This window comes from Halomonas sp. KM007, assembly GCF_050709225.1.
GTDB lineage: Bacteria > Pseudomonadota > Gammaproteobacteria > Pseudomonadales > Halomonadaceae > Vreelandella > Vreelandella hamiltonii.
This window is the reverse complement of the sequence record NZ_CP136131.1, coordinates 376,212-396,838: the sequence shown is the minus strand read 5'-3', so window position 1 is coordinate 396,838 and position 20,627 is coordinate 376,212. Positions and strand designations below refer to the sequence as shown.

The 20,627-nt window shown below is 61.0% G+C and carries 20 protein-coding genes and 1 pseudogene; 20 read left to right on the top strand and 1 reads right to left on the bottom strand.

All coding sequences use genetic code 11. From position 1 onward, the window contains the following. The first annotated feature begins 34 nt into the window (after positions 1-34). Genes mltG through RVM27_RS01890 form a run of 7 tightly spaced genes read left to right on the top strand, consistent with a single transcriptional unit; the run spans position 35 to position 6,744 of the window. Positions 35-1,042 carry an endolytic transglycosylase MltG gene (gene mltG / locus RVM27_RS01920; protein WP_498957739.1) on the top strand — a complete coding sequence of 336 codons (1,008 nt, stop codon included), beginning with the start codon at positions 35-37 and terminating at the stop codon, positions 1,040-1,042. Between the two features lie 54 nt (positions 1,043-1,096). Further along, positions 1,097-1,750 carry a dTMP kinase gene (gene tmk / locus RVM27_RS01915; protein WP_498957230.1) on the top strand — a complete coding sequence of 218 codons (654 nt, stop codon included), beginning with the start codon at positions 1,097-1,099 and terminating at the stop codon, positions 1,748-1,750. Then, positions 1,741-2,724, top strand: coding sequence for a DNA polymerase III subunit delta' (locus RVM27_RS01910; RefSeq protein WP_498957229.1), 984 nt, complete (start codon positions 1,741-1,743; stop codon positions 2,722-2,724). The genes tmk and RVM27_RS01910 overlap by 10 nt, the downstream gene beginning before the upstream one ends. A gap of 24 nt (positions 2,725-2,748) precedes the next feature. Next, positions 2,749-3,084 (top strand): PilZ domain-containing protein, encoded by a 336-nt coding sequence (locus RVM27_RS01905; RefSeq protein WP_498957228.1) that lies wholly within the window; start codon positions 2,749-2,751, stop codon positions 3,082-3,084. Positions 3,085-3,121: 37 nt separating this feature from the next. After that, on the top strand, positions 3,122-3,955 hold the full coding sequence (locus tag RVM27_RS01900) for a TatD family hydrolase (protein ID WP_498957227.1): 834 nt from the start codon (positions 3,122-3,124) through the stop codon (positions 3,953-3,955). A 27-nt stretch (positions 3,956-3,982) separates the two neighbouring features. Further along, complete coding sequence (locus RVM27_RS01895; RefSeq protein ID WP_189462866.1) at positions 3,983-4,543, top strand: DUF1285 domain-containing protein; 561 nt, start codon at positions 3,983-3,985, stop codon at positions 4,541-4,543. Beyond that, on the top strand, positions 4,540-6,744 hold the full coding sequence (locus tag RVM27_RS01890; RefSeq protein WP_498957226.1) for an ATP-dependent helicase: 2,205 nt from the start codon (positions 4,540-4,542) through the stop codon (positions 6,742-6,744). The genes RVM27_RS01895 and RVM27_RS01890 overlap by 4 nt, the downstream gene beginning before the upstream one ends. 25 nt (positions 6,745-6,769) lie before the next feature. On the opposite strand, the gene RVM27_RS01885 is transcribed toward RVM27_RS01890, so the two are convergent. After that, positions 6,770-8,434 (bottom strand): electron transfer flavoprotein-ubiquinone oxidoreductase, encoded by a 1,665-nt coding sequence (locus RVM27_RS01885; RefSeq protein ID WP_498957225.1) that lies wholly within the window; start codon positions 8,432-8,434, stop codon positions 6,770-6,772. Between the two features lie 358 nt (positions 8,435-8,792). Here RVM27_RS01885 and RVM27_RS01880 point away from each other — a divergent pair, with 358 nt between their 5' ends. The 13 genes and pseudogenes from RVM27_RS01880 (at position 8,793) to RVM27_RS01820 (ending at position 20,618) form a co-directional block, all read left to right on the top strand. Then, complete coding sequence (locus RVM27_RS01880; RefSeq protein ID WP_498941076.1) at positions 8,793-9,542, top strand: electron transfer flavoprotein subunit beta/FixA family protein; 750 nt, start codon at positions 8,793-8,795, stop codon at positions 9,540-9,542. Between the two features lie 14 nt (positions 9,543-9,556). Next, a pseudogene (locus tag RVM27_RS01875) lies at positions 9,557-10,482 on the top strand (electron transfer flavoprotein subunit alpha/FixB family protein). A 213-nt stretch (positions 10,483-10,695) separates the two neighbouring features. Continuing rightward, positions 10,696-11,307 (top strand): superoxide dismutase, encoded by a 612-nt coding sequence (locus RVM27_RS01870; protein WP_039177232.1) that lies wholly within the window; start codon positions 10,696-10,698, stop codon positions 11,305-11,307. Between the two features lie 249 nt (positions 11,308-11,556). Continuing rightward, on the top strand, positions 11,557-11,778 hold the full coding sequence (nrdH, locus tag RVM27_RS01865) for a glutaredoxin-like protein NrdH (RefSeq protein WP_039177227.1): 222 nt from the start codon (positions 11,557-11,559) through the stop codon (positions 11,776-11,778). A gap of 10 nt (positions 11,779-11,788) precedes the next feature. Further along, on the top strand, positions 11,789-12,238 hold the full coding sequence (gene nrdI, locus RVM27_RS01860; RefSeq protein WP_052196365.1) for a class Ib ribonucleoside-diphosphate reductase assembly flavoprotein NrdI: 450 nt from the start codon (positions 11,789-11,791) through the stop codon (positions 12,236-12,238). Continuing rightward, on the top strand, positions 12,205-14,418 hold the full coding sequence (gene nrdE / locus RVM27_RS01855; protein ID WP_084123752.1) for a class 1b ribonucleoside-diphosphate reductase subunit alpha: 2,214 nt from the start codon (positions 12,205-12,207) through the stop codon (positions 14,416-14,418). Before nrdI ends, nrdE begins: the two co-directional genes overlap by 34 nt. A gap of 44 nt (positions 14,419-14,462) precedes the next feature. Beyond that, positions 14,463-15,434 (top strand): class 1b ribonucleoside-diphosphate reductase subunit beta, encoded by a 972-nt coding sequence (gene nrdF, locus RVM27_RS01850; protein WP_039177224.1) that lies wholly within the window; start codon positions 14,463-14,465, stop codon positions 15,432-15,434. A 219-nt stretch (positions 15,435-15,653) separates the two neighbouring features. After that, positions 15,654-16,424: a DUF3450 domain-containing protein gene (locus tag RVM27_RS01845; RefSeq protein ID WP_498941083.1), complete on the top strand. Its 771-nt coding sequence runs from the start codon at positions 15,654-15,656 to the stop codon at positions 16,422-16,424. Further along, on the top strand, positions 16,424-17,791 hold the full coding sequence (locus RVM27_RS01840) for a MotA/TolQ/ExbB proton channel family protein (RefSeq protein WP_498957224.1): 1,368 nt from the start codon (positions 16,424-16,426) through the stop codon (positions 17,789-17,791). The genes RVM27_RS01845 and RVM27_RS01840 overlap by 1 nt, the downstream gene beginning before the upstream one ends. 1 nt (position 17,792) lies before the next feature. Further along, on the top strand, positions 17,793-18,335 hold the full coding sequence (locus RVM27_RS01835) for a MotA/TolQ/ExbB proton channel family protein (protein ID WP_039177218.1): 543 nt from the start codon (positions 17,793-17,795) through the stop codon (positions 18,333-18,335). Beyond that, complete coding sequence (locus RVM27_RS01830) at positions 18,328-18,735, top strand: ExbD/TolR family protein (RefSeq protein ID WP_039177216.1); 408 nt, start codon at positions 18,328-18,330, stop codon at positions 18,733-18,735. The genes RVM27_RS01835 and RVM27_RS01830 overlap by 8 nt, the downstream gene beginning before the upstream one ends. Beyond that, positions 18,732-19,499, top strand: a complete 768-nt coding sequence (locus tag RVM27_RS01825) for an energy transducer TonB (protein ID WP_287808427.1) — start codon at positions 18,732-18,734, stop codon at positions 19,497-19,499. Before RVM27_RS01830 ends, RVM27_RS01825 begins: the two co-directional genes overlap by 4 nt. Positions 19,500-19,517: 18 nt before the next feature. Next, entirely contained in the window at positions 19,518-20,618 is a 1,101-nt protein-coding gene (locus RVM27_RS01820; RefSeq protein ID WP_287808426.1) for a hypothetical protein, read from the top strand. Positions 20,619-20,627: the final 9 nt, after the last annotated feature.

Below are 20,627 nucleotides of genomic sequence, written 5' to 3'. Positions count from 1 at the left end.
TAGCCAACAACGACTTTAAAATCACTGAGGTGACATCGTGAAACGGTTTCTTATCGCCGTGGGGCTGATCATTGCACTAGGCGTTGCCGCAGTGGCCGGTGGTTATGCCTATTGGCAGCATCGTCTGGCGGCGCCCATTGCGCTGGATGAGCCTGCGCTTTACCAGGTGCCTGCCGGTGCCGGCTTCAATCAGGTGATTCGCCAGTTGGAAGCGGAAGGCATTATCCAGGCGCGCTGGCCCTTCCAACTGCTGGCGCGGCTGGAGTCCGAGCAAGTGCCGCGCCTACGGGTAGGCGAATATCAGCTGGTGCCGGGCATGAGCGGTATGGAGTTGGTGGCACTGCTGGGCAGCAACAACGTGGTGACGTACTCGTTGACTATCCCGGAAGGGTGGACCTTCCGCCAGATGCGCGCTTTGCTGGACAGTGCCCCGAAGCTGGAAAATCGCACTGCCGAGATGAGCGATGACGAGGTCATGGCCTTATTGGGGCGTGAAGGCACGTTTCCTGAGGGTTGGTTCTTTCCGGATACCTACCGCTACCACCTGGGCATGAGTGATGTGGATATTCTGCGCCAGTCGCTGAGCCGCATGGAGCGAATCCTGGAAGAGGTCTGGGAGCAGCGTGATGACGACCTGACCATCGATACCCCTTACGAGGCGTTGATCATGGCGTCGTTGATCGAACGCGAAACCGGTGCGCCGGAAGAGCGTCGTGAAATCGCCGGGGTGTTCAAGCGGCGCATGGAGCGGGGCATGCGGCTGCAGACCGACCCGACCATCATCTATGGCATGGGCGAGCGTTATCAGGGGCGCATTACTCGCGCCGACATCCGCGAGGCAACCCCCTACAATACTTACGTGATCGATGGCCTTCCGCCCACGCCCATCGCCATGCCGGGGCGCGCCTCGCTGGAGGCGGCGGTGAATCCGTTGCCGGGTGAAACGCTCTACTTCGTTTCCCGTGGCGATGGTACGCACCACTTTTCGCGCACCCTGCGCGAGCACAACAATGCGGTGAATCGCTATATTCGCAACCGCTGACACACAGATCATGGCGAGCATTATCATGGCGTATCTATTCCGTAAGGGGCAGCAATGAGCAAGCGTGGTCGCTTCATCACCCTGGAGGGCGGTGAGGGCGTCGGAAAATCTACCAACGTGGCGTTCGTGGAGGCCTGGCTGAAAGAGCAGGGGCTCGACGTAGTGCAAACCCGTGAGCCCGGTGGCACGCCGCGTGCCGAAGCCATTCGCGAGCTGCTGCTGGATCCTGCACCTCAGGAGCCGCTGAGCGTAGACGCTGAGCTACTGCTGGTCTTCGCGGCCCGAGCACAGCATCTGGCCGAAAAAATCGTGCCGGCTCTGGAGCGCGGGGCCTGGGTGGTATGTGACCGCTTCACCGATGCTACTTTTGCGTATCAGGGTGGCGGGCGTGGCATCGATCCGGCGCGCATTGCTCAGTTGGAGTGCTTCGTTCAGCAAGGGCTTTCGCCGGATTTGACGCTGCTGCTGGACATGCCCGTCGAGGCTGCCCGCCAACGTCTGGAAGGGCGGTTGCGTGATCTCAATACCCAGCGCGACCGTTTCGAACAGGAGCAGGCCTCATTTTTCAGCGCCGTGCGTGAGGCCTACCTGGCGCGGGCCCAGGCGGCACCGCAGCGCTTTGCCGTGGTCGATGCGGCACAGCCTCTCGAAGGCGTGCAGGCGGCCATTGCGTGCGCACTGGAAACACGGATGGCGCAATGGTCGTGAATGAGATCTTGCCGTGGCACCAGGCGACGTGGCGGCAGCTGGTGCGCCTGTCCGACAGCGGTCGCATGCCCCATGCGCTGCTGCTCAGCGGCGCCCATGGGGTGGGAAAGCAGCAGCTTGCCGAAGCGCTGATCGCACGCACGCTGTGCGCGCAGCCCGGTGACCAGGCGTGTGGTCATTGCCATGCCTGCCACATGCTGGCGTCAGGCTATCACCCCGACCTGCTGAGGGTGTCGCCGGAGGAGGGCAAGCGTCAAATTCGCATAGACCCCATTCGCGAGGTCAACCGTTTCGTGTCACAAACGGCCCAGCAGGGTGGCTACCGAGTTATCGTCGTGTCACCGGCGGAGGCCATGAACATCGCGGCGGCCAATGCGCTGCTCAAGAGCCTCGAGGAGCCAGGTGAAAAGACGCTGTTCATTCTGCTCTCCGATGTACCCTCTCGCACGCTGCCCACCATCCGTTCGCGCTGCCAGCAGTGGGCGCTACCCAGCGTGGCATTCGACGAGTGCCGTGGCTGGCTGACCCAGCAGTTGGGCGGTGACGAGGCGCACTTCTGGTGGCAAGTTTCAGGCGGACTGCCCTTGCTGGCGGTAGAGCTGGCGGCGCCGGAGGAGCGGGCGCTACGCCATCAGATTCATGACTGCTTCGAGCAGCTGGTCAGAGGTGCCGAGCCGGTGGCGGAGGCGGCGCGGTTGGATCGCCAGGCGATCGATTCGATCTTGTGGTACGGTATCGCCTGGCTTGAAGACTTGATCCGGCTGGGGTTGTCGGGCGAGCAAAGTGCTTTGCATAACCCCGATCTTGCGCCGTTGTATCGGCAAGCCGTCAAGAATGGTCGCGTGCAGGATTGGTTTCGGCTGCTCGATTACGCCCGCGAGCAACGTCGGCTATTGGCTGTGGGGGCCAACCCCAATCCGCAACTGGTGCTGGAGGCCTGGCTGGTGCGCTGGTCGGCCCTGCTGCGCTCATGACAACGTGTTACTGACGAGGTGGTGATGGTTGCTCAAAAAGCACTCTCCTTGACCATACCGGATGTGCCCACGCTGCTCGCTGCCTATATGCCTTTTCTGGATCGCGGCGGGATCTTCGTCCCCACGTCTTCGCTCTATCGTCTCGGGCAGCCGGTGGTATTGCTGTTGACGCTGCCGGGAGAGACCGAACGCCTTTCTGTCAGCGGTCAGGTCATCTGGATTTCGCCCGAAGGTGTCAGCGGCCGGCGGATGCCGGGCATCGGGGTGCACTTCAGCCAACAGGATTATCCCGTTCGCGACCGGATCGAGACTTTGCTGGCCGGTCAGTTGGACAAGGCGCCGCCTTCGTTCACGTTGTAACATCGTCGTCACGCCACTCATCCCCTGCGAGATTTTCATGTTCGTTGATTCACACTGTCATCTGGACCGCCTATCCGAGCTTACTCACGGCGGCGACGTTGCTGCCACGCTGGCAGCAGCGCGTGCTGCTCACGTGCATCAGTTTCTGGCCATCTCGACCTCACTGGAAGCGTTGCCTGGTCTGGCCGCCATCGCCAGAGAATATGAGGACGTGGTGATATCGGCAGGGCTGCATCCACTGCACCAGGCTCCGGTAGAGCCCAGCGTGGAGCAGATCGTGGAGGCCGCCCAGCAGTACGACGTGGTGGCCATCGGGGAAACCGGGCTGGATTACCACTATCAGGAGAGCGTGCCTCAGGCCGCTCAGCACGAACGCTTCAAGCGTCACCTGATGGCTGCTGCCGAGCTGGAGCTGCCGGTCATCGTGCATACGCGAGAGGCCAAGAAGGACACCTTGGCCCTGCTGCGTGAATATGCCGATCCTCACGTCGGTGGGGTACTGCACTGCTTCACCGAAGATCTGGACATGGCCCGAGAGGCGGTTCGGCTCGGCTTCTACATTTCGCTGTCGGGAATCATCACGTTTCGTAATGCCGCGCCATTGCGAGAGTTGGCTCGACAACTGCCCCTCGACAGGCTGCTGATTGAAACCGATAGTCCCTATCTGGCCCCCGTGCCTCATCGCGGTAAGCCCAATGAGCCTGCCTGGGTCGTCGAAGTCGCCGAGTGCATTGCTCAGCAGCGCGGTATCACCACCGACGAGGTCGCCATGCAGACCACCGCCAATTTCTACCATCTGTTTCGTGGTGCCGTTCCCGATGCACCGCCTCATGTCAAAGAAGCGCTGGCCCAGTCGGGTCTGTTGGTATAGCGCTCGGCGCAGTTCAGGAGAAGGGCGATGACGCTGGATCGGCTACTGCAGCAACGGGGTGACGCGGCAGATATTCCCCCGCTGGATACCTGGCACCCTGCGCTGTCTGGCGACATGGATATCGTGATTCATCCAGACGGCACCTGGCAGCACGAGGGGCAGCCGTTTGCGCGTCCGGCGGTGGCGAAGCTGCTGGCAAGCCTGCTACGCCTGGACGATGAGGGGTACTGCCTGGTGACACCTGCAGAGCGCTGGCGCGTTCAAGTAGTGGATCGTCCTCTGCTGATCGTGGAAGCGGATTTCTACGATGATGCCTGGTGGTTCAAGACTCAGTTCGACGATGTGGTGCGGCTGGACCACCAGCACCCGCTGACGCTGACCGCCACCCCCGACGGAGAGCTGGCCCCCGAGTGTGCGGTGCGCTTTGGCCTGGCCGCGCGCCTGCATCGCAACGTGTTCTATCGGCTGGTCGAGCAGGCCCAGATACACGAGCTGGCCGGTGGCCGCAGCGAATGCCGCCTCTACAGTGCGGGTGAATGGCATCGGTTGGGCATTTGGGATAACGGCGTGGCGGGTGAGGTATCGTGAAACTGACCGCCGAACAGCAGGCCGTCGTTCGTCATGGTGCCGGGCATGCGCGGGTGGCGGCGGTAGCAGGAGCCGGTAAAACGACCACCATGGCCGCACGCGTGCTGCACCTGTTGGCGCAGGGAGTCTCCCCACGTCGGATGCTGGTGCTGATGTTCAACCGCTCGGCCAAGGATGATTTTCAACGCCGCCTTGCCAAAATGGCACCGCAGGGGCAAGCCCTGCCGGATGTGCGTACCTTCCATTCGCTCGGGCATCGGCTCACGCAAAGTTTGTGTCGTTGGGGGGCGTTGGCGCCGCGGCGACTGCTCTCTGCCGAGTGGCAGATGGAGCGTCTGCTGCGCCATGCAAGCCTCAATGTGCTGGACGATGCCGAGCAACGCGATGCCGCCCTGGAAGGGGACCGCCTGGAAGCGCTGGCCCATTTTTGTGCTCTGGTCAAAGCAGAAATGTTGCCTGCTGCCACGCTGTATGAGCAACTGAGCTACGAGCCTGACACCGATTACTTTCCGGCGGCCTTCGGCGAGGCCGAGCGCCTGCTGGAAGCCGAAGGCGTCATGACTTACGCGGACTTGCTCTACCGCCCGCTGCAAGCGCTGGAGGCCGAGCCTGTTTTGCGTCAGCGGGTCGAAGGGTTCCTCGACCACGTCATCGTGGATGAATACCAGGATATCAATACCGTTCAGCAGCGGCTGTTGGCCGTGCTGGCAGGCCCTGATGCCAGCGTCATGGCAGTAGGAGATGCCAATCAGTGCATCTATGAATGGCGGGGTGCCAGGCCGGACACCATGCTGGAAAACTTTACCGCCACGTTCGGCACCGCCACGGATTACCCGCTCTCCACGACCTTTCGCCATGGACACGCGCTGGCGCTGACGGCCAACCACGCCATCATGGCGAACCAGCGCCGCCCCGACCAGCTATGCCTGGCGGCTGCCCAGAATCCGAAGACTCAGGTCCGCGTGGGGCAGGGCAGCCGCCTGTTGCTGGATGCCTTGATGGACTGGCAGGCCCAGGGGCGGGCATTGAGTGATGCCAGCCTGCTGGTGCGCAGCTGGGCGCTTTCGGTGCCTTTTCAGCTGGCGCTGCTGCAGGCCGGGGTGCCTTTTCGGCTGCTGCGTGAGGATCGCTTCGTGTTTCGCCTGCCGCTGGTACAGGCACTGGCAGGCTATTTGAAGCTGTCGCGGCGGGCCGAGTTGCTGCACGATCCCGAGCATCTGCTGCTGTTGCTGTCCCAGCCCGCGCCGTTCGTGGCCCGTGAGCGCCTGCAGCGCCTGGCGTCTCAGCTGGCGGCCACCCAGCGCTGGCCAGAGCGAGATGACGCCGTGCTGTCCGCGCTCAAACCCTTGCAGCGGCGCACGCTGAAAAAACGCTGGGAGCTGCTGTGCGAGCTGCCGCGTTTGGCTGGCTGGCCGCCAGCCCGGCTGCTGCATCACGTGGTGGATACCATCGATGCCGAGAAAACCCTCAAGCGCGCGGCTGCTCGGCGCGATAAAGGCGAGGAAGACGTGCGTCTGCTGGACGTGTTGATCGAACAGGCGGAGAGCGTCCAGGATCCTGATGCCTTCATCGAGCTGCTGGAGCGCCCAGTGGAAAATCAGGCTCAGGGCGTGTTGATTACCACGGTGCATGGTGCCAAAGGTCTGGAGTGGCCGCTGGTGGCGGTGGCCGGCGTCAATGAAGAGGACTTTCCCCACTACAGCCGTGACAACCCGCTCAGCGATGAGCGTCTGGAAGAGGAGCGGCGACTGTTTTACGTGGCCATCACCCGCGCCAAAGAGCAGCTATTGGTGCTGCACGACGGTGGCGCTCATCGCCCCAGCCGGTTCATTGGTGAAAGCGCCTGGCAGGATGCCGTGCGTATTGCTGAATGCCTGCATGATGAGGGCGGTAGCGCCGAGGCGCTGGAGGTATCGTCGCCTAGCCTGGTGAGACGCTACCTCGACCGGTTGGGGCGCAGTGATATCGTTCTGGCCGCCGCGCAGCTCAAGGAAACCCCTGCGGATTATCAAGTGACCATGTCGTTCTACCCGGGCCAGCGTCTGCGACATGCCGTGTTTGGGGAAGGGGAGGTGGCGGCCGTGGAGGGCAACCCGTCGGACCCCGTCATCGACGTGAGGTTCGTGCAAGCGGGGCGCCGACGGCTGATCGCACGACGTGCGCCCATCGAACATATTGAGACACCGGTGTCGCCAGTCTGACCAGCGCCACCGGTGTTGGGTAGGCTTACATGTTCGGATAGTTCGGGCCGCCACCGCCTTCGGGGGCTACCCAGGTGATGTTCTGGGCCGGGTCCTTGATATCGCAGGTCTTGCAGTGTACGCAGTTCTGGAAGTTAATCTGGAAGCGTGGCTTGCCCTGATCATCCTCAACCACCTCATACACCCCTGCCGGGCAGTAGCGCTGAGCGGGTTCAGCATACTTGGGCAGGTTGTCACGAATCGGCAGCTCTGGGTCTGCGAGGCGCAGGTGGCAGGGCTGATCCTCTTCATGGTTCGTATTGGACAAGAACACCGAGGTGGATTTATCAAACGACAGTTTGCCATCTGGTTTCGGGTAGTTGATCTTCTCGAACTCAGCGGCTGGCTTTAACGCGCCGTGGTCGGTAGTGGTGTCATGAATGTTAGGTAGTTTATTGCCCAACAGCTGGTTCACGAAGTTATAGGCGCCGCCGCCAACCGTGCCATATTTGTGAATGGCAGGGCCGAAGCTCGCACTCTCTTTCAACTCCTGGTAAGCCCAGCTGGCCTCCCACAAGCGTTCGAAGCTGGCCAGCGTCTGGCCACCCTCGTCGCCGCCCTTGATGGCCTCGAAGACGCTTTCTGCCGCCACCATGCCTGATTTCATGGCAGTGTGCAGCCCCTTGATCTTGGCAAAGTTCAGCGTGCCCGCGTCACAACCAATCAGCAGGCCACCGGGGAAGGTCATCTTGGGCAGGCAGTTGAAGCCTCCCTTGGCAATCGCGCGCGCGCCATAAGCCACCCGCTTGCCGCCTTCCAGATATTGGCTGAGCACCGGGTGATGCTTCATGCGCTGGAATTCGTCGAAGGGCGAGAGCCACGGGTTCTGGTAGCCAAGATCCATGATCAGCCCCACCACGACCTGCTGGTTTTCGGCGTGATAGAGAAACCAGCCGCCGTGGGTCTTGCTGTCCAGCGGCCAGCCGGAGCCGTGAACTACCAGGCCGGGTTCGTGCTTCTCGGCGGGTACATCCCACAGCTCTTTCAGCCCGATGCCGTAGTGTTGGGGGTCTCGGCCAGCATCCAGCGAGAACTGCTTGATCAGACGTTTGCCTAGATGGCCTCTGGCACCCTCGGCAAAGAGCGTGTACTTGGCGCGCAGCTCCATGCCGGGCATATGGCCATCCTTGGGGGTGCCATCGGCACCGATGCCCATGTCACCAATCAGGATGCCGCGCACCACGTCATTCTCGATGATCACTTCCTGGGCGGCGAAGCCCGGAAATATCTCGACGCCCAGCGATTCCGCCTGCTCACCTAGCCAGCGGCACAGGTTGCCTGCGCTGATCACGTAGCGAGTCAGTTCACCCCCGGTGTTGTGCATGCTCTTGGGTACCAGCGCATTGGGGATTTTCTGCGCCTTTTCGGCATCCTTCAGCAAATAGACATCGTCGCGCGTGGCGGGCGTATTCAGGGGAGCGCCGCGCGCTTCCCAGTCGGGAAACAGCTCCGCCAGGGCACGGGGTTCGAATACCGCGCCAGACAGAATATGCGCTCCCACTTCAGACCCTTTCTCGACCACGCAAACGGTCAGCTCTTGCTCCGCTTCGTTGGCCTGCTGCATCAAACGGCAGGCGGCGGCCAAGCCAGAGGGGCCTGCGCCCACGATGACCACGTCAAAATCCATTACATCGCGTTCAACGGTTTCCACCTGGTTTCTCCTTATTCTCATAAGCGCCACCCACCGATGCTAGCGATTGAGCACTAGCTTATGAAAAGATGGCCTTAATTTAAAACGGTCGTTTGCTTCTGGTTGTCTCCCATGATAGGCATAATACCTGTGTCAGGTAACCCCTACGATGGCAAAAGCGCACTTTACGGTAAAAGCCGCCAGCGACTACGACCAAGGCCGCAGTGATTAGGTGTTGTTGCATAAAGGTAGGCTGTGGCAAATTGATAGGGTTTTTCATTTACTAGCCTATCAAACGCTTGCATGAATTTTTTTACGCTGCCATCCGAGCAGCGTCTGTTCAGGTCAACGGCTGTCATCCAGGCCAAGCGAGGAACCTATGAAAGTATTGGTCGCGGTAAAACGCGTCATCGACTACAACGTCAAGATCCGCGTCAAGGCGGATCATTCCGATGTGGATCTGACCAACGTCAAGATGGCCATGAACCCCTTCTGCGAAATCGCCGTGGAAGAGGCCGTGCGCCTGAAAGAGAAGGGCGTGGCCACCGAGGTCGTGGCCGTGACCGTGGGCCCCAAGGCCGCCCAGGAGCAGCTGCGCACCGCGCTGGCGCTGGGGGCCGACCGCGCTATCCACATTGAAACCGACGAGCGCGCCGAATCGCTGGCGGTGGCCAAACTGCTGGCCAAGGTGGTGGATGAGGAGCAGCCTGGTCTGGTGATTCTTGGCAAGCAGGCCATCGACACCGACAACAACCAGACCGGCCAGATGCTGGCGGCGCTGACCAATCTGCCCCAAGGCACTTTCGCCTCGGAAGTCGCCATCGATGGCGACAAGGTGAACGTCACTCGTGAAATCGACGGCGGCCTGCAAACCGTCGCCCTCACGCTGCCCGCCATCGTCACCACCGACCTGCGCCTCAACGAGCCGCGCTACGCCAAGCTGCCGGACATCATGAAGGCCAAGAAAAAGCCGCTGGACGTCAAGACCCCCGCCGACTACGGCGTTGAAGTGGCCTCCAAGGTCACGCTGCTCAAAGTAGAATCCCCGGCGGAGCGTAAAGGCGGTATCAAAGTCGCCTCGGTGGACGAGCTGATCGACAAACTGAAAAACGAAGCCAAGGTGCTTTAAAAGGAGCTGATCTCATGAGCATTCTGGTACTTGCCGACCTGCATGAAGGTCAGTTGGCCAGCGCCACCGCCCACGTCGTGGCAGCCGCCCAGGCGATCGGTGGCGATATCGATGTACTGGTCGCCGGTGAAGGCGTCCAGGCCGCCGCCGAAGCCGCCGCGACACTCGACGGCGTGAGCAAGGTGCGCGTGGCAGACAACGCCGTCTACGCCCATCAGCTTGCCGAGCCCATGGGCGCGCTGCTGGTTGAGCTGGCGGGCGATTACACCCACGTGCTGACCAGCGCCTCCACCACCGGCAAGAACGTGCTGCCCCGCTGGCCGCGCTGAAAGACGTCAGCCAACTGTCGGAAGTGATTGGCGTCGAGAGCGCCGACACCTTTCTGCGCCCGATCTACGCCGGTAACGCCATCGCCACGGTGAAAAGCGACGACCCGCTGAAAGTCATCACCGTGCGCACCACCGCCTTCGATGCGGTAGGCAGCGGCGGTAGCGCCAGCGTGGAAGCCGTGGACGTGGTCGTCGACAACGCCCAGTCCAGCTTTGTGAAGCAGGAGCTGGCACAAAGCGACCGCCCGGAACTCGGCGGTGCCAAGGTCGTGATCTCCGGCGGCCGCGGTATGGGCAATGGCGAGAACTTCAAACTGCTGGACGGCATTGCCGACAAGCTGGGCGCGGCCATCGGTGCGTCTCGTGCGGCGGTGGATGCCGGCTTCGTACCCAACGACATGCAGGTCGGCCAGACCGGCAAGATCGTCGCCCCCGAGCTCTACATTGCGGTGGGTATTTCAGGCGCGATTCAGCACTTGGCGGGTATGAAAGACTCCAAGGTGATCGTCGCGATCAACAAGGACGAAGAGGCCCCGATCTTCCAGGTAGCCGACTACGGCCTGGTGGGGGATCTGTTCGAGATCCTGCCGGAGCTGGAGAGCAAGCTGTAAGCAGGAACGCCGTTTTACCAAAAGCCGACGTCGCAAGAGGTCGGCTTTTTTAATGGCGATGAATTCGATAAACTGAAAATAGTTGACTAAAGTACTGGGATAAAGAAGTCGTCGCGCTGGCAGAAAAATTGCGGGGGCGGCAGTTGAAAAGGGTGAAGCAAGACCGCACCTTAGGTAGTGAACGTTATAGAAGCCACTCAAGGAGAAGATAGCATGGCCCATACCCTTCCTGAATTACCGTACGCTTACGATGCACTCGAGCCGCACATCGATGCGATGACGATGGAGATCCACCACTCTCGTCACCACAACACCTACGTGACCAACCTGAACGGTGCCCTGGAAGGCACTGGTCTGGAAGATATGCCGGTAGAAGAGCTGGTTGCCAATCTGGATCGCGTGCCGGAAGAGAAGCGTCAGGCCGTGATCAACAACGGTGGTGGTCACGCCAACCACTCCATGTTCTGGCAGATGATGTCTCCCAATGGTGGCGGTCAGCCCCAGGGTGATGTTGCCAAGGCCATCGACGCCGAGCTGGGTGGCCTCGATGCGTTCAAGGACGCTTTCAAGAAAGCGGCGCTGGGCCGTTTTGGCAGCGGCTGGGCGTGGCTATCTGTCACACCCGAGAAGAAGCTGGTCGTCGAGAACACGCTCAACCAGGATAGCCCTCTGATGCATGGCAACACGCCGCTGCTGGGTCTGGATGTATGGGAGCACGCGTACTACCTCAAGTTCCAGAACAAGCGCCCCGACTATGTTGACGCATTCTTCAGCGTCGTGAACTGGGAAGACGTCGAGCGTCGCTACCAAGCTGCCAAGGCCTGATAATGGTCGAAAATTGCGCCTGAGCGCGTGATTTTGCAGCCAAAGCCGCCCCCTTTCAGGGGGCGGCTTTTTTTGTTTCTGGGTATAGCGCTGGGTATGGCTTGTCAATAACCTGTGGATGAAAAAATACCATATATGCTTGAATTGATTTTCTGGTGGTCTATATATAGTATGCGTGGAGAATTTCAGAGGGGTGGCGCCATTGCCATGCGTTACCCGAAAAGTGTCGCTATGAAAAGGAAAATAGCCATGGAAATCCAAATTTATAGCAAGCCTGCCTGCGTACAGTGCACCGCTACCTATCGTGCGCTGGACAAGCAGGGTTTGGAGTACACCGTGATCGACATTACGGAAGAGTCAGGCGCGCAGCAGCAGGTCGAAGCTCTGGGCTATCGTCAGTTGCCGGTCGTCGTGGTAGGTGAGGATCACTGGTCCGGCTTCCGCCCTGACCGTATCCAGGCGCTGGCGTAGCTCCGCTGCCATGCACACGGCCACGGTGGAAACCAGACAGGCGGGTACGCTGGTCTATTTTTCCACCAAGTCAGGCAATACCCACCGGTTTATCGAAAGGCTTGGCTTGAGTGCCCAGCGGCTGCCATTGAATCGTGAAGAGCCCACTCCACGCGTCACGCAGCCTTACATATTGGTGACGCCTACCTACGGCGGTGGCCATGCACAAGGCGCCGTACCGGGGCAGGTGATTCGCTTCTTGAACGATGAGCACAATCGGCACCTCATTCGAGGTGTCATTGCCTCGGGTAATACGAATTTTGGTGAAGCTTACGGGTTGGCAGGGCGCATCATCGCGCAAAAGTGCCAGGTACCGTTGCTTTATCGCTTTGAACTGTTTGGCACCGATGACGATGTCGCCAAGGTCCGCAAAGGAGTAGAAGAGTTTTGGAAACGTCAAGCTCAGTCTCTAACAACGTAGCGTCCACCAGCGCCGCTACCAAGAAGTCGGCAGAAGCGAAACGTCCTGCTGCGGGTACCACCGAAGCGCGTACGCTGGATTATCATGCGCTCAACGCGATGCTCAATCTGTACGGTGCCAACGGTGAACTGCAGTTGGACAAGGACCGCGAAGCAGCGCGTCAGTACTTCCTTCAGCACGTCAACCAGAACACGGTTTTCTTCCACTCGCTGGAAGAGAAGCTGGACTACCTGGTGGAAGAGGGCTATTACGAGGCCAACGTACTCGATCAGTACAGCTTCGAATTCATCAAGTCGCTGTTCGAGCAGGCGTATGCCTACAAGTTTCGCTTCCCCAGCTTCCTGGGTGCCTTCAAGTACTACACCAGCTATACGCTGAAGACCTTCGATGGCAAGCGTTACCTGGAGCGCTACGAAGATCGCGTGTGCATGGTTGCGCTGACGCTGGCTCGTGGGGATGAAGCGCTGGCCAAGTCGCTGGTGGATGAAGTGATCAGTGGTCGCTTCCAGCCAGCCACGCCGACTTTCCTGAACTGCGGCAAACAGCAGCGCGGTGAGCTGGTGTCATGCTTCCTGCTGCGTATCGAAGACAACATGGAGTCGATCGGTCGGTCGATCAACTCGGCGCTGCAGCTCTCCAAGCGTGGTGGGGGGGTGGCGTTCCTGCTGACCAACATCCGTGAGTCTGGCGCGCCGATCAAGCGTATCGAAAACCAGTCGTCGGGCATCATCCCCATCATGAAACTGCTGGAAGATGCGTTCTCTTACGCCAACCAGCTGGGGGCTCGTCAGGGTGCCGGGGCTGTGTACCTGAATGCTCACCACCCTGACATTCTGCGTTTCCTCGACACCAAGCGTGAAAATGCCGACGAAAAGATCCGCATCAAGACGCTTTCGCTGGGCGTGACCATTCCGGACATCACGTTCGAACTGGCCAAGCGCAACGACGACATGTACCTGTTCTCTCCCTACGATGTAGAACGGGTCTACGGGGTGCCGTTTGGCGATATCAGCGTCACCGAGAAGTACCATGAAATGGTGGCGGATGCGCGCATTCGCAAGCAGAAGATCAATGCTCGCGCCTTCTTCCAGACGCTGGCTGAGCTGCAGTTCGAGTCCGGTTACCCGTACATCATGTTCGAAGATACGGTCAATCGCGCCAACCCGATTGCCGGTCGCATCAACATGAGCAACCTCTGCTCCGAGATTCTGCAGGTCAACACGCCGACCGAGTATGACGACGACCTGGGATACCGCGACATCGGTCAGGACATCTCCTGCAACCTGGGCTCGATGAACATTGCCAAGGTCATGGATTCGGGCGATATCGGCACCAGCGTCGAGATCGCCATTCGCGGCCTGACTGCCGTGTCCGAAATGAGCAACCTGAGCAGCGTGCCCTCGATTGCCGAAGGGAATGCCAAGTCGCGTGCGATTGGTCTGGGGCAGATGAACCTGCACGGTTTCCTGGCGCGTGAGCACATCTATTACGGCTCGGAAGAGGGGTTGGATTTCACCAACCTGTACTTCTACTGCGTCGCGTTCCATGCCATTCGTGCCTCGAACCAGCTGGCCATCGAGCATGGCGCCACCTTCGCCGGTTTCGAAGACTCCACCTACGCGTCGGGCACGTTCTTCGACAAGTACACCGACCAGGCCTGGCTGCCGCGTACCGAAAAAGTACGCCAGCTGTTCGAACGCAGTGGTATTGCGCTGCCGACCCAGGAAGATTGGCAGGCCCTGAAGGCCTCGGTCATGGCGCACGGCCTGTACAACCGCAACCTGCAGGCAGTGCCGCCCACGGGCTCGATTTCCTATATCAACAACTCCACCTCCAGTATTCATCCGGTGGCGGCGAGAATCGAGATTCGTAAAGAAGGCAAGCTGGGGCGGGTCTATTATCCGGCGCCGTTCTTGAATGAAGAAAACTTCGATTATTTTCAGGATGCCTATGAAATTGGCCCCGAGAAAATCATCGATACTTATGCAGAAGCGTCGAAGCATGTGGATCAGGGGTTGTCACTGACACTGTTCTTCCCTGATACCGCTACCACTCGGGATATCAACAAGGCGCAGATCTATGCATGGCGGAAGGGCATCAAGACCCTTTACTACATTCGCTTGCGCCAAAGCGCGCTGGAAGGCACCGAGGTAGAAGGCTGTGTCTCCTGCACGCTGTAACGATATCCCCACTGGCATGTGATGACGTTTAGAAGAGAGCGCTGATGACAACGATGCAACGCCTGTCGCGGGTTAATGCGATCAACTGGAACCGTCTGCAGGACGATAAAGATCTGGAGGTGTGGAACCGCCTGACCAGCAACTTCTGGCTGCCGGAAAAAGTGCCGCTGTCCAACGACATTCAGTCGTGGAACACGCTGACTCAGCAGGAAAAGCAGCTGACCATCCGGGTCTTCACCGGCCTGACGCTGCTCGATACCATCCAGAGCAGCGTGGGTGCGCCGGTGCTGATGGAAGATGCGCGTACGCCCCACGAAGAAGCGGTGTATACCAACATTGCCTTCATGGAATCGGTGCATGCGCGCTCCTACAGCTCGATTTTCTCGACGCTGTGCGCGACCCGGGACGTGGACGATGCGTTCCGCTGGAGTGAGGAGAACCCGTCGCTCCAGCTGAAGTCCGAGCTGATCCTCAAGCGCTATCGCTCCGATGACCCGTTGATGCGCAAAGTGGCCAGCGTTTTCCTGGAGTCGTTCCTGTTCTACTCTGGCTTCTATCTGCCCATGTACTGGTCCAGCCATGCCAAGCTGACCAATACCGCTGACCTGATTCGTCTGATCATTCGTGACGAAGCGGTGCACGGTTACTACGTGGGCTACAAGTTCCAGCAGGCGCTGGCGGAGGCCACCCCGGAACGTCAGCAGGAAGTGAAGGATTATGCCTACGAGCTGCTGCTGGAGCTGTACGACAACGAAGTGCGCTACACCGAGTCGCTCTATGATGCGGTGGGCTTGACCGAAGACGTGAAGAAGTTCCTGCACTACAACGCCAACAAGGCGTTGATGAACCTCGGTTTCGAGCCGCTGTTCCCCAGCAGCGTCACGGACGTCGACCCGACGATCATGGCGGCGCTGTCCCCCAGCGCAGACGAGAACCACGACTTCTTCTCGGGGTCCGGCTCGTCCTACGTCATCGGCAAGGCGGTCGCTACCGAAGACGACGACTGGTCGTTCTGATCGGTCCATTAGTGTGCCACTCAGCGGGAGCCTCAGGGCTCCCGTTTTTTTATGGACGATGAAAAGATTTCGTTATTGAATGTTAATGATAAATATTGTCATTTCTTCTATTGATGGTAGGCTATGCACGCTAACGATTTAAACGCAAATCGTTCTTATATTTGGTGAGCCTTGGCGAGCTGGTGCAGATGGCGCGCTGAGCAGTGATGGAGAGACGACGTGCTGAAAAGGCCCTTCTTTGCCTTGAGCGGATATTGGCTTGCTGGAATGCTGGCCAGTACATCGCTGATGGCGAGCGATGAAACGATGGATCAGGCGGCCCAGAGTGTCGAGGCCCAGCAAGTGCAATCTGAGCTGCAGCAGCAAATCGACAGGGCCGACGAAGCAACTCGAGAACAGTTGGAAGAACTGCGCCAACTGGAGCAGGAGACGCGGCAGATGAGCGCTTCCAATGCTGCCCTGAGCAGTCGCCTGGCCAGTGAGGCGGAGCGCCAGCAGCGGTTGGCCCAGGCGTTGGATACGCTGAGCGATACACGTGCTGCGCTGCCGGTCATCGAGCAGGATATGGCCGAACAGCTCACCCGATGGATCGAGTCGGATCTGCCTTTCCTGCGTGGCGAGCGTTTGGCACGGGTAGAAGGGGTAGAGGTATCCTCCCAGGAGAGCGCCGAACGGATTGCCGAGCTGCTCGAAGCCTGGCGTGCAGAGCTGGCATACGGCCGCCAGGTAGATAGCTGGCGGGGGCGTTTGCAACGCGACGGCGGGGCTCCTCGGGAAGTCGATTATCTGCGTATTGGGCGTATTGGCCTCTATTACCTGACGCCGGATGGCCGTGAGGGCGGCGTATGGGACCAGCAGCGCGGCGAATGGCTGGCGCTGGAAGAGCGTGCACGCCGAGAAGTGCGTAATGGCCTGCGTATTGCCGATGATCAGCGTACGCCTGAACTGCTGCAATTGCCGCTATCGATCACCGCCACAGGAGCGCCGTAATGAAACTATTCAGCTATCGGCGCGGCGTGCACAAGATGGCCTGCCTGCTGCTGGCCATGAGCGTTTGGGCGAGCGCCCCGGCCATCGCCCAAAGCAGTGATGTCACGACGCTACGTGATGCCCGCGAAGCAGCAGAGGCGCGAGACCAGGCGCGGCTGCAGTCGTTTCTGGAAGATCAGGACGCCCTGGCCGCGGCCCTGGAGGAAGCGCGCGCCGCGCACGCAGCCGCCGAGCAGGAGCAAGCTGCCCTGCAGGCGCAACAGCAAGAGCAGACCGAACAGGCCGAGGCTCTGGCTCAGCGTCAGGATGAGCAGGGGGAGGCCCTTGCGGCACTGTTGGCCGATCTGACACGGCACAGCGAGGAGTTGCGTAACGAATTGGGGGGTGAAAGCTGGCTGACGTTGACGCCCAACGCATTGCCCCCGCGCCTCAACGACGTCGAAGTGCTGGAGCGTGAGCACCTGGAGAGCGTGGTAGACCGGCTGGCAGCCTTGACCATGAACACCGGGCAGGCCGAGCGTCTCGAGCTGCCCGTGGCAGACGGTGCTGGCGAGGTTGCGCCTCGTCAGGTGGTCCGTTTGGGGGATTTTGCCGCTTTCACGGAGTCGGCACTGCTCCGCAAAGGGCAGGATGACCAGAGCCTGGCCGAGCTGCCGCGTACGCCGTCGGAAATCCGCCGCCTGCTCGCCGCCTACCACCAAGGTGAGAGCCGTGAATTTGCCATCGACCCTACCCAGGGCAGCGTACTGCAGGCGTTGGCACAGCAGCCCAGTCTCTGGGAGCGTTTCCAGCAGGGGGGGTATGTCGGCTATGTGGTCGTGGTGCTGGGGGGTATCGGTCTGTTGGTGGCGCTGGCGCAATACCTCTATCTGCTGCTGGTGAGCGCACGGGTGCGTCGTCAACGCCGTCAGTTGGAACAGCCGCGAGCCGACAATCCGCTGGGCCGAGTGCTGCAGCGATTCAAGGACATGGACAAGCATCAAACGCCCGAAGCCCTCGAAGCCCGCCTGGATGAAGCGGTGCTGGCAGAGCTGCCGCGTATCGAGCGAGGCCAGCCCATCGTCAAACTGTTGGCCGCCATTGCGCCGCTGCTGGGCCTGTTGGGTACGGTGACGGGCATGATCGTCACCTTTCAGGCCATTACCGTGTTCGGTACCGGTGACCCGCAGCTCATGGCCGGGGGGATCAGTCAGGCGCTGGTGACGACGGTGTTGGGGCTGGTGACGGCGGTGCCGCTGCTGTTTGCACAAACGGCACTGTCCAGCCGAAGCCGGTTCATTACGCAAGTGATCGAAGGGGAGGCCAGTGCCACCCTGGCCGATCACCTGGAAGCGCAGTCTGCCCATCCCGGGCAAGCGGTGAACTGATATGCCGACGTTGCCCCTTTGGCTGGAGCCGGTGGAGCGGCTGTTGGACGCCGGTGGCGCGGTGCTGGTGGTGCTGGCGCTGGTGGCCGTGCTGGTGTTCGCCATGGCCATCGAACGCTGGTGGTACTACCGCATCAGCTGGCGACGTGCGCGGCGTCAGCTGGTGCACCGCTGGGCAGCACGTAGCGACCACCGCAGCTGGAGCGCACGGACGCTGCGCGATGTGTGGAGTGCGGCCCTGGTGGCCAAGCTGCGTCGGCCGCTGCCCTGGATCAAATTGCTGGTGGCGTTGTGCCCGCTGTTGGGTCTGCTGGGCACGGTCACCGGCATGATCACCGTGTTCGACAGCCTTTCCATGAGTGACACCCATCAGGCCAGAGCCATGGCCGATGGCGTGGCCCGAGCCACGCTACCCACATTGACAGGCATGGCCATTGCCGTGGTGGGCATGCTGTTTATCAGCCGTTTGGAGCACGTGATTCGCCGCGAAGACCAGCGTCTGCATGACCGCCTGGCACGTGCCCTGGAGGAAAATGATGCGTAGACGCCGTTCCATAGAGGCCGTCGAAGAGAGCAATGAAGTCAACCTGACCCCGATGCTGGATGTGGTCTTCATCATGCTGATCTTCTTTATCGTGACGACCAGCTTTATCAAGGAGAGTGGCGTAGAGATCGAGCGCCCGGAAGCGGCCGCCGCCACACAGCGTCCGGACGCCCAGGTGCTGATCGCGATTACGCCGGAAGGAGCCGTCTGGGTGGATGGTCGTCCGGTCGATGCCCATCGCATCGGTCAGGAAGTGGCCGGCATGCTCAGTGGCGATGGCTCGGTGGTCATCCAGGCCGATAGAGCGTCCACCACTGGGCTGCTGATCGAAGTGATGGATCGCCTGCAGCAGGCAGGTGTAGAGCAAGTGGCGGTGGCGGCTAGTCGGAGTGCGCCATGATACGCCACGGGTTCTCGCTGCTGGCTGGTGCTGCGCTGGCGATGGGGCTGTTCTGGATGCTGGCGCTGCTGGTGGCACCGCCGGAGCGCAGCGTCGACGAACCAGTCATGTCCATGGCCATGACCATGGTGGAAGCGCCTGAGCAGGCTGCCGAGCCGGAAACGCCGCCGCCAGAGCCTGCCCAGGCGGCTCCTGCAGCTCCCCCTCCTGCACCAGCGCCTGCCCCTGCGCCGGTCGCGACGAGTCAGATTGTGCTGCCCGATCTGGCTTTGCCGGATGCACCGGTAGAGCCGCTGGAGTTGGAGAGTGAACTGCCGGAGCTGACCGAGGCAAGGCCAGAGCCGACGCCACAGCCACGTCCGGAGCCGCAGCCTGCGCCAGAACCCACGCCGGAGCCTGCCGCAGAGCCTGCGTCGCGCTCCGAGCCATCCACGGCACTCGCGACGGCCGAGCGTGAAGCGGCGCCTGCGGCAGAGCCCGCACCTTCCAATGAGCCGATGAGTGTCGGGCAGGTGGCGCCCACGAGTCGCGTCAATCCCACGTACCCCACCCGCGCCCAGCGGCGTGGCATGGAGGGCTTTGTCGAGGTGGAGTTCGTCATTCGGCGTGATGGCAGCGTCGATGGCGGGACGATTCGCGTCCTCAACGCACAGCCGCGCCGGGTGTTCGAGCAGGCGGCGGAGGAGGCCATTGCACGCTGGCAATTCGAGCCTAGTCAACAGCTGCGCCGTGCCACTCAGCGCATCGAATTTCAGTTGCGGTAAGCCCGTCGAGGGAGCGTTATGCAGCGTTTATTGGCAATTGCAGTGCTCTATGTGTGGAGCACGATGGCGGTGGCGGATGTGCCACTGAGTGAAGATATCATTCTCGACCTGAACGGGTTGCAGAGCCAGTTGGCGGAGCTTTCCGGTGCTGGTGCAGAGAATGAGTCGTTGGGCACCATTCTGAACCGTGCGCGCTCCCAGGCCGCCAGGTTGGCCTCGGGCAATCGAGCCGATCAGTGGGCCAGCGCGCTATACCATCAGTTGGCGGCCAGTGCGCTGGTGCGTCAAGAGGCGCCCGAGGCGGCAGCGGATGAGCTGGCCAGTGCCCGCCAGCGTACCAGCGTGCCGAACAGCCAACGGCTGCGCTGGTTGCGTGACGAAGCCTCCCTGCGCCGTGCGGCAGGTCAGCGCTCTCAGGCCATCGAGCTCTACGCGCAGTGGCTCGGCGAGTCGGCGGGTCATGAGCGCTACCTTGAGTCGGTTTGGGCGTTGGTGCGCCTATTGGCAGAAGAGGAGCGCTGGGAAGAGGCCCTCGAATGGCTCACCCCCCAGCTGGAGCCGGGTAGAGAACTGAGTGATGCCCAGCAGGCGCTGGTCAACGTCGTGTTGCGCCATGCAGGCGAAGGCGAGCAGGCACTGGCCTGGCTGCTGGAGAGCCTGAGCGAGCGCAGCAGCGCCGAGGAGTGGCGTCAGGCGGCTGGATTGGCGCAGCAGGCGGGGCTGCTGGGCGCTGCCGCCGGCGTCTGGGAAGCGGCCTGGCAGATGGGCAAGTTCACTGCACCCGAGGATCGTTTGACCCTGATTCGGCTGCACCTGGCAGGGGGCACGCCAGCGCGTGCCGGTGAGCATCTGGAGGCAGCGCTGGAAGCAGGGGAGCTGCCTGATGATGAAGAGACGCTGCGCCTGCGAGCCACGGCCTGGCAGCAGGCCCGGCATGTCGAGCATGCCCTGAACGCTTGGCAGGCGCTGGCTGAAACCACTCGGGCGGCTGACGATTGGCGCCAGTATGGTCAGTTGGCCTACGCGTGGGGCAATGAGTCGCTGGCGAAAGAGGCGCTCTTGCGAGCGGCGGAGCTGGGCGACGAACAGGCCGAGCAGTGGCTTGGCTATTTCGATTGAGGGGGCTCA

Coding starts and splice junctions, on each gene's coding strand:
- tmk (WP_498957230.1), top strand. CDS start 1,097: ATGAGCAAGCGTGGTCGCTTCATCACCCTGGAGGGCGGTGAGGGCGTC.
- RVM27_RS01910 (WP_498957229.1), top strand. CDS start 1,741: ATGGTCGTGAATGAGATCTTGCCGTGGCACCAGGCGACGTGGCGGCAG.
- RVM27_RS01905 (WP_498957228.1), top strand. CDS start 2,749: ATGGTTGCTCAAAAAGCACTCTCCTTGACCATACCGGATGTGCCCACG.
- RVM27_RS01900 (WP_498957227.1), top strand. CDS start 3,122: ATGTTCGTTGATTCACACTGTCATCTGGACCGCCTATCCGAGCTTACT.
- RVM27_RS01895 (WP_189462866.1), top strand. CDS start 3,983: ATGACGCTGGATCGGCTACTGCAGCAACGGGGTGACGCGGCAGATATT.
- RVM27_RS01880 (WP_498941076.1), top strand. CDS start 8,793: ATGAAAGTATTGGTCGCGGTAAAACGCGTCATCGACTACAACGTCAAG.
- RVM27_RS01870 (WP_039177232.1), top strand. CDS start 10,696: ATGGCCCATACCCTTCCTGAATTACCGTACGCTTACGATGCACTCGAG.
- nrdH (WP_039177227.1), top strand. CDS start 11,557: ATGGAAATCCAAATTTATAGCAAGCCTGCCTGCGTACAGTGCACCGCT.
- nrdI (WP_052196365.1), top strand. CDS start 11,789: ATGCACACGGCCACGGTGGAAACCAGACAGGCGGGTACGCTGGTCTAT.
- nrdF (WP_039177224.1), top strand. CDS start 14,463: ATGACAACGATGCAACGCCTGTCGCGGGTTAATGCGATCAACTGGAAC.
- RVM27_RS01840 (WP_498957224.1), top strand. CDS start 16,424: ATGAAACTATTCAGCTATCGGCGCGGCGTGCACAAGATGGCCTGCCTG.
- RVM27_RS01835 (WP_039177218.1), top strand. CDS start 17,793: ATGCCGACGTTGCCCCTTTGGCTGGAGCCGGTGGAGCGGCTGTTGGAC.
- RVM27_RS01830 (WP_039177216.1), top strand. CDS start 18,328: ATGCGTAGACGCCGTTCCATAGAGGCCGTCGAAGAGAGCAATGAAGTC.
- RVM27_RS01825 (WP_287808427.1), top strand. CDS start 18,732: ATGATACGCCACGGGTTCTCGCTGCTGGCTGGTGCTGCGCTGGCGATG.
- RVM27_RS01820 (WP_287808426.1), top strand. CDS start 19,518: ATGCAGCGTTTATTGGCAATTGCAGTGCTCTATGTGTGGAGCACGATG.